Annotated in this window: 13 protein-coding genes and 1 pseudogene; 4 read left to right on the forward strand and 10 right to left on the reverse strand. The window is 73.1% G+C overall.

The window, feature by feature from the left end:
• Window positions 1–136 precede the first annotated feature (136 nt).
• The 8 genes from EFE23_RS28660 to EFE23_RS26350 form a co-directional block, all read right to left on the reverse strand.
• Window positions 137–307 carry a hypothetical protein gene (locus tag EFE23_RS28660; protein ID WP_199737249.1) on the reverse strand — a complete coding sequence of 57 codons (171 nt, stop codon included), beginning with the start codon at window positions 305–307 and terminating at the stop codon, window positions 137–139.
• A gap of 9 nt (window positions 308–316) precedes the next feature.
• The gene (locus tag EFE23_RS26320; protein ID WP_123243588.1) at window positions 317–922 is read right to left on the reverse strand and encodes a hypothetical protein; all 606 of its coding nucleotides are present in this window, start codon (window positions 920–922) and stop codon (window positions 317–319) included.
• 48 nt (window positions 923–970) lie between these two features.
• Entirely contained in the window at window positions 971–1,363 is a 393-nt protein-coding gene (locus EFE23_RS26325) for a Fur family transcriptional regulator (RefSeq protein WP_123243589.1), read from the reverse strand.
• A 52-nt stretch (window positions 1,364–1,415) separates the two neighbouring features.
• The gene (locus EFE23_RS26330) at window positions 1,416–1,718 is read right to left on the reverse strand and encodes an ArsR/SmtB family transcription factor (protein ID WP_123243590.1); all 303 of its coding nucleotides are present in this window, start codon (window positions 1,716–1,718) and stop codon (window positions 1,416–1,418) included.
• Window positions 1,719–1,752: 34 nt separating this feature from the next.
• On the reverse strand, window positions 1,753–2,637 hold the full coding sequence (locus EFE23_RS26335; RefSeq protein ID WP_123243591.1) for a metal ABC transporter permease: 885 nt from the start codon (window positions 2,635–2,637) through the stop codon (window positions 1,753–1,755).
• Between the two features lies 1 nt (window position 2,638).
• Window positions 2,639–3,400 (reverse strand): metal ABC transporter ATP-binding protein, encoded by a 762-nt coding sequence (locus EFE23_RS26340; RefSeq protein ID WP_123243592.1) that lies wholly within the window; start codon window positions 3,398–3,400, stop codon window positions 2,639–2,641.
• Complete coding sequence (locus EFE23_RS26345) at window positions 3,397–4,338, reverse strand: metal ABC transporter substrate-binding protein (protein WP_123243593.1); 942 nt, start codon at window positions 4,336–4,338, stop codon at window positions 3,397–3,399. Before EFE23_RS26345 ends, EFE23_RS26340 begins: the two co-directional genes overlap by 4 nt.
• Window positions 4,339–4,411: 73 nt before the next feature.
• Window positions 4,412–4,669, reverse strand: a complete 258-nt coding sequence (locus EFE23_RS26350) for a DUF6703 family protein (RefSeq protein WP_123243594.1) — start codon at window positions 4,667–4,669, stop codon at window positions 4,412–4,414.
• Window positions 4,670–4,696: 27 nt separating this feature from the next.
• On the opposite strand from EFE23_RS26350, the gene EFE23_RS26355 reads away from it, so the two are divergent.
• The 3 genes from EFE23_RS26355 (at window position 4,697) to EFE23_RS26365 (ending at window position 7,116) form a co-directional block, all read left to right on the forward strand.
• On the forward strand, window positions 4,697–5,038 hold the full coding sequence (locus tag EFE23_RS26355; RefSeq protein ID WP_123243595.1) for an antibiotic biosynthesis monooxygenase family protein: 342 nt from the start codon (window positions 4,697–4,699) through the stop codon (window positions 5,036–5,038).
• Window positions 5,039–5,063: 25 nt separating this feature from the next.
• Window positions 5,064–5,621, forward strand: coding sequence for an Rv0361 family membrane protein (locus EFE23_RS26360; RefSeq protein ID WP_204335560.1), 558 nt, complete (start codon window positions 5,064–5,066; stop codon window positions 5,619–5,621).
• 115 nt (window positions 5,622–5,736) lie between these two features.
• Window positions 5,737–7,116, forward strand: a complete 1,380-nt coding sequence (locus tag EFE23_RS26365) for a glycine--tRNA ligase (RefSeq protein ID WP_123243597.1) — start codon at window positions 5,737–5,739, stop codon at window positions 7,114–7,116.
• A gap of 60 nt (window positions 7,117–7,176) precedes the next feature.
• Here the strand turns inward: EFE23_RS26365 and EFE23_RS26370 are convergent, their stop codons facing one another.
• Window positions 7,177–8,130 carry a type IV toxin-antitoxin system AbiEi family antitoxin domain-containing protein gene (locus tag EFE23_RS26370; RefSeq protein WP_123243598.1) on the reverse strand — a complete coding sequence of 318 codons (954 nt, stop codon included), beginning with the start codon at window positions 8,128–8,130 and terminating at the stop codon, window positions 7,177–7,179.
• A 166-nt stretch (window positions 8,131–8,296) separates the two neighbouring features.
• On the opposite strand from EFE23_RS26370, the gene dusB reads away from it, so the two are divergent.
• Complete coding sequence (gene dusB / locus EFE23_RS26375) at window positions 8,297–9,469, forward strand: tRNA dihydrouridine synthase DusB (protein ID WP_123243599.1); 1,173 nt, start codon at window positions 8,297–8,299, stop codon at window positions 9,467–9,469.
• Between the two features lie 59 nt (window positions 9,470–9,528).
• Here dusB and EFE23_RS26380 read toward each other — a convergent pair.
• Window positions 9,529–9,634 (reverse strand): annotated as a pseudogene (locus EFE23_RS26380) (C39 family peptidase); the annotation flags it as partial.

The raw sequence follows: 9,634 nt of genomic DNA on the forward strand, positions 1-9,634 counted from the left end.
GAAGGCCCGCCATGCCGCATCCCCCGCCGCCCGCCCGCCGCCTGCCTGAGGCCCGCCGGCCGCCGGCCGCCCGACTGAGGCCCGCCGGCAGAGACCGGCGGGTGCGCCGCCGCCGGCCGGGTGGGGGCGGGGTGGGTCAGGCGCGGGCGACGGCCCAGGCGATCACGCCGGCCAGGATCAACCCGTTCAGCGCGGCCAGCACCAGGTACGCCGCCGGCGGGATGCGGCGACCCTTGCGGACGTAGCTCACCAGGACACCCGCGTAGATCAGCAGCAGCACGGCGACGGCGATCAGGAAGTACAGCACCGCTGTACCTTATCGGCCGCCCTTCAGGCCGAGCCTGCGCAGCTCCAGTGCGGCGAGCGCGTCGACCGTGGCGTCGTCGCCGCGCCGCCACGCCTCGGCCACGTCGGGCGCGATCCGGGTCAGCTTCGCCAGCGGCTGGCCGGCGAGCGCGCGCAGCGCCAGCAGGTCCCGCCCGGCCGGCGCGCTGGCGAGGGCCTGCGCCGAGCCGGCCCGGCGCATCCAGCGCACCCGCAGCGGCAGCCAGCCGAACAGCACCAGGCCGAGCGGGAAGACCAGCACGGCGATGGCCAGCGCCAGGGCCAGCTGGCCGACCAGCTCCTGCTGGTCCCGGCCGGCCTCGGCGACCGCCCGGGCGGCGTCGGCCGCTCTGCTGAACGGGGCGGTCAGCTCGTCGCCGACCAGCGGCACCCGGCCGACCTTGCCGCCCGCCTCGGCCAGGTTGTCGGCGAGGCCGCCGCCGGCCCCCTCCAGCTTCCGCCCGGGTACGGCGAGCTTCTCGACCAGGTCGTACAGCCAGAGCGCGAAGCGGATCGACGCGTACACCCAGACGACCACGAGCAGGTCGGTGAGGAGCTGACGGAGGGCGGTCGGGAAGCGATCAGCGTAGATCTTCACGCCGGACAGCGTGCCACGGTCCGGCCCCGGTGGCACGGGGAGACTTTGTCAGCCGACGCAGGCCGGACAGGTGCCGAAGATCTCCAGGGTGTGGCTCACCTCGGCGTACCCGTGCTCGGCAGCGACCCGCTCCGCCCAGCTCTCGACGGCCGGCCCGGCCACCTCCACGGTCCGCCCGCAGGCCCGGCAGACCAGGTGGTGGTGATGGCCCTCGCTGCACCGCCGGTAGAGGTGTTCACCGCCGGGCGGGCGCATCACGTCGATCTCGCCCGCGTCGGCGAGGCCCTGCAGGGTGCGGTAGACGGTGGTGAGGCCGACCCGCTCGCCGCGCTGGCGCAGCATCGCGTGCAGGTCCTGCGCGCTGTGGAAGCCCTCCACCTCGGCCAGGAGCGTGCTGACCGCGGTCCGCTGCCGGGTGTTCCGCAGCGCCCCCTCGGTCATGCCGCCCCCTGCCCGTGACCGGCGCCGGCCGGCGGCCGGATGGTCGGCTCGTTCATGACGGTCCCTCCCCGGCGTGGCTGACCGCGTCGGCGACGATGTGCGCGACGTGCTCGTCCACCAGGGCGTACGCGATCTCGCGCCCGCGCCGGGAGCCGCGCACCACGCCCGCCCCGCGCAGCACCCGCAGGTGCTGGGAGACCAGTGGCTGCGGGGCGCCGAGCTTCTCCACCAGTTCGTGCACGCAGCGTTCGCCGTCGGCCAGCTCGCTCACGATCGCCAGCCGGATCGGCGCCGACAGCGCGCGCAGCAGGTCACCCGCGCCCTCGTAGGCGTCATACCCGTTCGTGGCGGTCACCCTGTAACGGTAACCAATGCCAGCAGCGCCCTGCTCAACCGAGGACCACCTCGTGCTCCGGCGGGTCGGCGACCGGCTCGGCGACGGGCGGGCCGACCGGCCGGGACCACCGGCGCAGCGCCCGCCGGCCGGCGGTGACCAGCGCGACCACCAGGAACGAGGCGATGGCCAGCAGCACCACCGAGGCGCCGGGCGCGGTGTCGGCGGTGGCCGCCACCCAGATCCCGGCTCCGGCGGCGAAGAGTCCCAGCGCCATCGCCGCCGCCATGGTGCTGCGGAAGCCCCGGGTGACCTGCTGCGCGGTCGCCACCGGCACCACCATGAGCGCGCTGATCAGCAGCACCCCGACGGCCCGCATGGCGATGGTCACGGTCACCGCGGTGGCCACCGCGAGCAGCAGGTTGAGCGCCCGGACCGGCAGGCCGGAGACCCGGGCGTACTCCTCGTCGTGACAGACCGCGAAGAGCGCCGGGCGCAGGGCCAGCATGGCCACCAGGATCACCAGGCCGAGCACCAGGATCGTGACCAGGTCGGCCGCCGAGGTCGTGATCAGCGACCCGAAGAGGTACGCGTTGAGCGACGCGCTGCTGGCGTCGGAGAGCCCGACCAGCATCACGCCGCCGGCGATGCCGCCGTAGAAAAGCAGCGCCAGGGCCAGGTCGCCGGAGGTACGCCCGCGCGCGCGGACCAGCTCGATGACGATCGCGCCGAGCGTGGCCGCGAGCACCGCCACCAGCACGGGGGAGCGGTTGAGCAGCAGCCCGGCACCGACGCCGGTGAGCGCCACGTGCCCGATGCCGTCGCCGATCAGCGCCAGCCGCCGCTGCACCAGGTAGATGCCGAGCGCCGGGGCGGCCAGCCCGATGACCAGCGCCCCGACCAGCGCGCGGAGCATGAAGTCGTACTGGAAGAGGTCCATGTCAGATGCTCCTCCACAGCCCGGCGGGCTCCTCGTCGCAGTGCGGGTGCACGTGTTCGTGGTCGGGGTCGGCATGGTGGCCGGCCGGCTCGGGCACCGCGCCGTCGTGGCAGATGCCGCCCTGGTGGACGACGACCGCCCGGCTGATCAGCGGGCGCAGCGGGCCGAGTTCGTGCGCGACCAGCAGCACCGTCCCACCGCCGTCGAGGAAGCCGCGCAGCGCCGCGGCGAACGCCTCCTGGCTGGCCGAGTCCACCCCGGCGGTCGGCTCGTCCAGCACCAGCAGCTCCGGCTGGCCGGCCAGGGCCCGGGCGATCAGGGTGCGCTGCTGCTGCCCCCCGGAGAGGGTGGCGACCGGGTCATCCGCCCGGTCGGCGAGCCCGACCGCGCGCAGCGCCGCAGCGACCGCCTCGCGGTCGGCGCGGCCCGGCGGCCGCAGCACCCCCCGGCGGGCCAGCCGCCCCGACGCCACCACCTCGCCCACCGTGGCCGGTACGCCGCCGCCCGCGCCGAGCCGCTGCGGGACGTACCCGATGCGGTGCCACTGCCGGAAGCGACGCTGCGGGGTGCCGAAGAGGGTGACCGACCCGGCGCCCAGCGGGACCAGGCCGAGCACGGCGCGGATCAGGGTGGACTTGCCGGAGCCGTTGGCGCCGAGCACGGCGACCACCTCGCCGGCGGTGACGGTGAGCGAGACGTCCCGCAGCACGGGCCGGGAGTCGTAGCCGACGGCCGCGTGCGCGACCTGGATCACGGGTGTCATGAGCAGTCCAAGGCGGTGCGCAGGGTCTGGAGGTTGGTCCGCATGGCCGAGAGGTAGTCACCCTCCGCCGGCGGGCCCTCGATCGGGTCGAGCACGGCCGTGCGCGCGCCGACCTCGCGGGCCACGGTCTCGGCGACCTTCGGGCTGACCAGGGTCTCGAAGAAGATGGTGGTGGCGCCGTGCTCGCGGGCCTCCTTCGCCACCTCGGCGAGGCGTCGCGGGGAGGGCTCGCTCTCCGGGCTGAGGCCGGTGATGCCGACCTGATCGAGCCGGTAGCGCTCGGCCAGGTAGCCGAAGGCGGTGTGGCTGGTCACGATCTCCCGCCGCTGGCAGCTCCGCAGGCCCTGCGCGAAGTCGGCGTCCAGCCGGTCCAGCTCGCCGTGCAGGGCCTGCGCCCGGGCGGCGTAGCCGGCGGCGTGGCCCGGGTCGGCCTTGCCGAGCCGGTCGGCGAGCCGGTCCCCGATGGTGGCCAGCCGGGTCGGGTCGAGCCAGACGTGGGCGTCCTTGCCGCCGCCCCCCTCCGCGTGCCCGGCCTCGCCCGCGTGCTCGTGGTCGGCCGCCGCCGCGTCGAGCAGCGGCTGCACGCCGGCCACGTCGAACGCCCGGTCGCCGCCGTTCTGCGCGACCGCCTCGTCCACCGCCGGCTGGAAGCCGGCGAGGTAGACGATCAGCTCCGCGTCGGCGACCTGGCCGACCTGGCGCGGGTTGAGCTCCAGGTCGTGCGGCTCCGCGCCGGGCTTGGCCAGGTTGGTGACCGTGACGGCGTCGCCGCCGACCCGCTCGACGAGGAACTGGAGCGGGTAGAACGCCGCCACCACGTCGACCCGGCCCGGGTCGCTCCCGCTGCCGTCGCCGCCCGAGCAGCCGGCGGCCGCGCCCAGGGTGAGCAGGGCGGCGGTGGCGGCGGCGAGGGCGCGCGGAGCGGTGCGGACGGTCATGCCCTCAACTGTCCGCGATAACGAAATTGATTGTCAAAAACGCATGATTGCATGTCCCGCGCGGCGCGCCGGATCAGAGCACCTTGGCCAGGGCGACCGCGATCAACAGGGTGAGCATCACCAGCCGCAGCACCCGGGTGGCCGGCCGCTGCACCGCCCAGGTGACCGTCATCAGCCACCCCAGCAGCCCCGCCAGCAGGAGCAGCAGCAGGCCGCCCGCCGGGCCGGGCGTGAAGAGCGCCACCAGCACCAGGGCCAGCGTCGCCAGGAACACCGCCGTCGGGTTGACCCGGGCCAGCCGGGCGAGCAGGGGACTCTGCGTAGGCTGCATGCCACAGACTCTACGAGGAGGAAGCCGGTGCTCGTCACCAACCGGTTCGTGGTCGACACCGAGGTGGCGCCCGAATTCACCGAACGGGCGCACGCCGCGCTGACCGCGCTCGCCGCCCGCCCCGGCTACCTGCGGGGCGAGCTGGTCCGGGCGCTGGACGACCCCACGCACTGGTGCCTGCTCACCGAGTGGGAGTCCGTCGGGGCGTACCGGCGGGCGCTGGGCGGGTTCGACGTCAAGGTCAGCGCCGTGCCGCTGCTCGCCCAGTCCGTCGACGAGCCGTCCGCCTACGAGACCCTCGCCAGCGCCGCGCCGGGCGGCGAGATCGTCGTCGTCGCCAGTGATCGGGCCGCAGGTCCTTACCGCTGAGGCCAGGGGCACTACCCTGGCGCGTATGACCGCTCCCGGGGCCGTCCCACCCCCACCACCCGTGCCACCCGGCGTCCCGCCGGTACCCGGGACGCCGGCGGACCCCGGCGTCCCCGCACCGCCCGCCGGCCCCGGGGTCGCCCCGCCGTTCGCCGCCCCGCCCACCGAGGGCGGGCGGTCCCGGCTCTGGCTCGGGCTCGGCGTCGGCGCGCTCGCCGTGCTGCTCTGCTGCGGCGGGGGCGGCGCGGCCGTGGTCGGCCTGGCGGTGAGCAACGTCCAGGCCGTCGAGGAACAGGGCCGGGCGGTCACCGACGACTACTACCAGGCGCTGGTGGAGAAGGACTGGTCCAAGGCGTACGACCAGCTCTGCGACGACGCCCGGCGGCGTGAGTCCCGGCAGGAGTTCGAGCAGCGGGTGGCCACCGAGCCGCAGATCTCCGGCTACCGGGTGGGTGAGGTCGACACCCAGACACTGACCGTGCCGGTGAACGTCACCCTGGCCGGCGGCAAACAGGAGAGCCAGACGGTGACGCTGGCGCCGGACCAGCAGACGGGCGGCATGGAGGTCTGCGGGGTGAGCTGAGCCGGCCCCGGTATTCTGCTGGGCTCGGGACGCCGGTCGCCGTACCGTTGTGCCGAACCGTCCGGTTCCATCCACACATCGCCCCCGCCGACCGCCAGCCGGCGTAGGAGGAAACATGCCAGCCGACCGTATCGACGCCGTCGTCAGCCTCGCCAAGCGCCGGGGCTTCGTCTTCCCCTCCAGCGAGATCTACGGGGGCACCCGATCGGCGTGGGACTACGGTCCGCTCGGCGTGGAGCTCAAGGAGAACGTCCGCCGGCAGTGGTGGAAGACCATGGTCCAGCAGCGTGACGACGTCGTCGGCCTGGACTCCGCGGTCATCCTGGCCCGCAAGGTCTGGGAGGCCAGCGGCCACATCGCCGAGTTCGTCGACCCGCTCACCGAGTGCCAGTCCTGCCACAAGCGGTTCCGCGCCGACCACCTGGAAGAGGCGTACGAGGCCAAGCACGGCAAGCCGCTGACCTCGCTGACCGAGCTGAACTGCCCGAACTGCGGCAACAAGGGCACCTTCACCGAGCCGAAGATGTTCAACGGCCTGATGAAGACCTTCCTCGGCCCGGTGGAGAGCGACGAGGGCCTGCACTACCTGCGGCCGGAGACCGCCCAGGGCATCTTCGTCAACTACAAGAACGTGGAGACCGTCGCCCGCAAGAAGCCGCCGTTCGGCATCGCGCAGACGGGCAAGTCGTTCCGCAACGAGATCACCCCGGGCAACTTCATCTTCCGGACCCGCGAGTTCGAGCAGATGGAGATGGAGTTCTTCGTCGAGCCGGGCACCGACGAGAAGTGGCACGAGTACTGGCTCCAGGAGCGCTGGAACTGGTACCTCGACCTGGGCCTGTCCGAGGGCAACCTGCGCTTCTACGAGCACCCCAAGGAGAAGCTCTCCCACTACTCGAAGCGCACCGTCGACATCGAGTACCGGTTCCAGTTCGGCGGCACCGACTTCGCCGAGCTGGAGGGCATCGCCAACCGGACCGACTTCGACCTGTCCACGCACAGCAAGCACTCCGGCGTCGACCTGTCGTACTTCGACCAGACCAAGGGCGAGCGCTGGATGCCGTACGTGATCGAGCCGGCCGCCGGCCTGACCCGCGCGGTGCTCGCCTTCCTGCTCGAGGCGTACGACGAGGACGAGGCCCCGAACACCAAGGGCGGCGTGGACAAGCGGACGGTCATGCGGTTCGACCCGCGGCTGGCCCCGGTCAAGGTCGCGGTGCTGCCGCTGTCCCGCAACGAGGCGCTCTCACCCAAGGCCAAGGGCCTCGCCGCCGACCTGCGCAAGCGCTGGGTGGTCGAGTTCGACGACTCGCAGGCGATCGGCCGCCGCTACCGTCGCCAGGACGAGATCGGCACCCCGTTCTGCGTCACCGTCGACTTCGACACCTTGGACGACAACGCGGTGACCGTGCGGAACCGGGACACCATGGCCCAGGAGCGCATCTCCCTGGACCAGGTCGAGCGCTACCTGATCGAGCGCCTCCCCGGCTGCTGAGCTGTAAGGAAGGGCCCCTTCTTAACGTTTCCGGTAGAGAAGGGGCCCCTTCTTAACACCTCAGGTCTGGTCGTCGGGCATCCGGACGTCGGTGACGGTGCCGCGTCGCGAGGTGTACGCGTCCTCCACCATCCGTCGGACCCGTGCCGGTTCACGCCGGATCTGTGCCGGCGTGAAGTGCAGGATCAGCACGCCGAGCCGGCTCAGTTCGTTGTGCCGGTCGAGGGTGCGGGCCCAGTCGTCCGGGCGGAAGTGATACTCCTGCGAGTCCACCTCCAGCGCCACCGCTGCCTCGGGCAGGTAACCGTCCGGCGTCGGCAGCGTCCGTCCGTCGGCCGTCAGCAGGCGCGGATTCCAGCGGATCGCGGGCAGTAGCCGGCTGGCGGACAGGCACTCCCGCAGCTCGGCCTCCGGGGCGGAGCGGGTGCCCGAGACGACCTCCGAGAAGGCCTTTCTGATCAGCGCGGTACGACTCCGTCGGGCCCGGCGTATCTCCTCGTCGAGGGCGGCGAGATCCGTGAACCCGCGCTGGACGGATTCGGCGACGATCGCCCGGACCTCGCGGAGCTGACGCAGGTCCCGGGCAGCATCGACCACGGCCCGCGCCGGCGAACAGACGGGATACCACCGTGTCTGTCGGGCCTTGCCGTCGAGCGCTAGGGCCCGGGCGATCACCGCGTGACCGGAGGACTTGCGCCGTGCGTGGTGCGGCACGATGAGCTGAACCGCAGGTGAGCGAGGGCTGTAGCGGAAGCCGTACCAGGCCAGGGCGGCCAGGCCGGTCAGCTGGGCGTCGCGGCCGGCGTACAGGGCTGCCGAGATCCGGCGCTGCTCGTCGGTCAGTTCGCCGGTGAACAGGCCGTACGTCGCCGGCAACACGCGCTGCCAGAGCCCACGGCGGGTCTGCCGATAGAGGTACATGTCGTCGAACCCCGCAGCGAGCAACTGAGCCCGGGTCACCACCTGCTGCTGGTGGTCGGCGATCTCGTCCAGTTCGAGTGTGTGAGCGGCCATTCCGGCAGGGTGGCCGGCCAGGGCGATCCGCCGCCCGCGCCTGTGGACAGCCCCGCCCCCTGGGGAAAACCCCACGAACGCCGCCTGGTGTGATATCGGCCCTGTTAACAGGGGGCCCCGCCTATGCAGAAGGCGTTAAGCGGGGGCCCGTCCTTACACTTGTCCGGTGACCGCCCCGACCCTGCCCGCGCTGCGCCCGCTGACCCTCGGCCCGCATCAGGTGTGGCCTCCGGTGGTGCTCGCGCCGATGGCCGGGATCACCAACGTCGGCTTCCGGCGGCTCTGCCGGGAACAGGGCGGCGGCATCTACGTCTGCGAGATGATCACCACCCGGGCGCTGGTCGAGCGGAACCCCAAGACGCTCCGCATGATCGCCTTCGGCGCGGAGGAGCAGCCCCGCAGCCTCCAGCTCTACGGCACCGATCCGGAGATCACCGCGGCCGCGGTGCGGATCGTGGTCGAGCGGGACCTCGCCGACCACATCGACCTGAACTTCGGCTGCCCGGTCCCCAAGGTCACCCGGCGCGGCGGCGGGTCGGCCCTGCCGTGGCGGCGCCGGCTCTTCGCCCGGCTGGTCAAGGCCGCCGTGGACGCCGCGTCGTCCGCCGGGGTGCCGGTCACCGTGAAGATGCGCAAGGGCATCGACGACGACCACCTGACGTACGTCGAGGCCGGGCTCGCCGCCCAGGACGCCGGGGTGGCGGCGGTCGCCCTGCACGGGCGTACGGCCGCGCAGCGCTATTCGGGCACCGCCGACTGGGACGCCATCGCCACCCTCAAGCAGGCGCTCGACGTGCCGGTGCTCGGCAACGGCGACATCTGGGAGGCCGAGGACGCGCTCCGGATGGTCGCCCACACCGGCGTCGACGGCGTGGTGATCGGGCGGGGCTGCCTGGGCCGGCCGTGGCTCTTCGCCGACCTGGAGGCCGCCTTCAACGGCCGGGTCGGGCGGCGGCTGCCCACCCTCGGCGAGGTGGCGGTGACCATGCGGCGGCACGCCGAGCTGCTGGTCGACCAGTTCGTGGCCGGCGCGCGTAACCCGGCCCGCGGCGAGCGGGACGGCTGCACCGACTTCCGCAAGCACGTCGCCTGGTACCTCAAGGGCTTCCCGATCGGCAGCGAGCTGCGCCGCTCGCTCGCGATGATCGACAGCCTGGCCCAGCTCGACGACCTGCTCGGCAAGCTCGACCCGACCGTGCCGTTCCCGGTCGAGACCCTGGGCCAGCCGCGCGGCCGGACCAACTCCCCGGGCAAGGTCTTCCTGCCCGACGGTTGGCTGGCCAGCCGCGACGACGACACCCCGCCGGACGGCGCCGAGCTGGACGACTCCGGCGGCTGAGACGCCGAAAGGGCCCGACCCCGTGGGGGGTCGGGCCCTTTCGCATGTTGCCCAGATCGTCAGGAGGTGCTGTAGCCGCGGGTGGCGATCCAGTCGGCGAGGTTGTCGACGGTGACGCGGTAGGAGGCGGTGTTGGGGTTGGCGGAGTCGGCGATGGTGACGATC

Source organism: Micromonospora solifontis, assembly GCF_003725545.1.
Taxonomy (GTDB): domain Bacteria; phylum Actinomycetota; class Actinomycetes; order Mycobacteriales; family Micromonosporaceae; genus Micromonospora; species Micromonospora solifontis.

Excerpts from the sequence above, each read along its gene's own strand:
- EFE23_RS26325 (WP_123243589.1), bottom strand. The coding sequence starts at position 1,363 with ATGACCGAGGGGGCGCTGCGGAACACCCGGCAGCGGACCGCGGTCAGC.
- EFE23_RS26335 (WP_123243591.1), bottom strand. The coding sequence starts at position 2,637 with ATGGACCTCTTCCAGTACGACTTCATGCTCCGCGCGCTGGTCGGGGCG.
- EFE23_RS26340 (WP_123243592.1), bottom strand. The coding sequence starts at position 3,400 with ATGACACCCGTGATCCAGGTCGCGCACGCGGCCGTCGGCTACGACTCC.
- EFE23_RS26345 (WP_123243593.1), bottom strand. The coding sequence starts at position 4,338 with ATGACCGTCCGCACCGCTCCGCGCGCCCTCGCCGCCGCCACCGCCGCC.
- EFE23_RS26350 (WP_123243594.1), bottom strand. The coding sequence starts at position 4,669 with ATGCAGCCTACGCAGAGTCCCCTGCTCGCCCGGCTGGCCCGGGTCAAC.
- EFE23_RS26360 (WP_204335560.1), top strand. The coding sequence starts at position 5,064 with ATGACCGCTCCCGGGGCCGTCCCACCCCCACCACCCGTGCCACCCGGC.
- EFE23_RS26365 (WP_123243597.1), top strand. The coding sequence starts at position 5,737 with ATGCCAGCCGACCGTATCGACGCCGTCGTCAGCCTCGCCAAGCGCCGG.
- EFE23_RS26370 (WP_123243598.1), bottom strand. The coding sequence starts at position 8,130 with ATGGCCGCTCACACACTCGAACTGGACGAGATCGCCGACCACCAGCAG.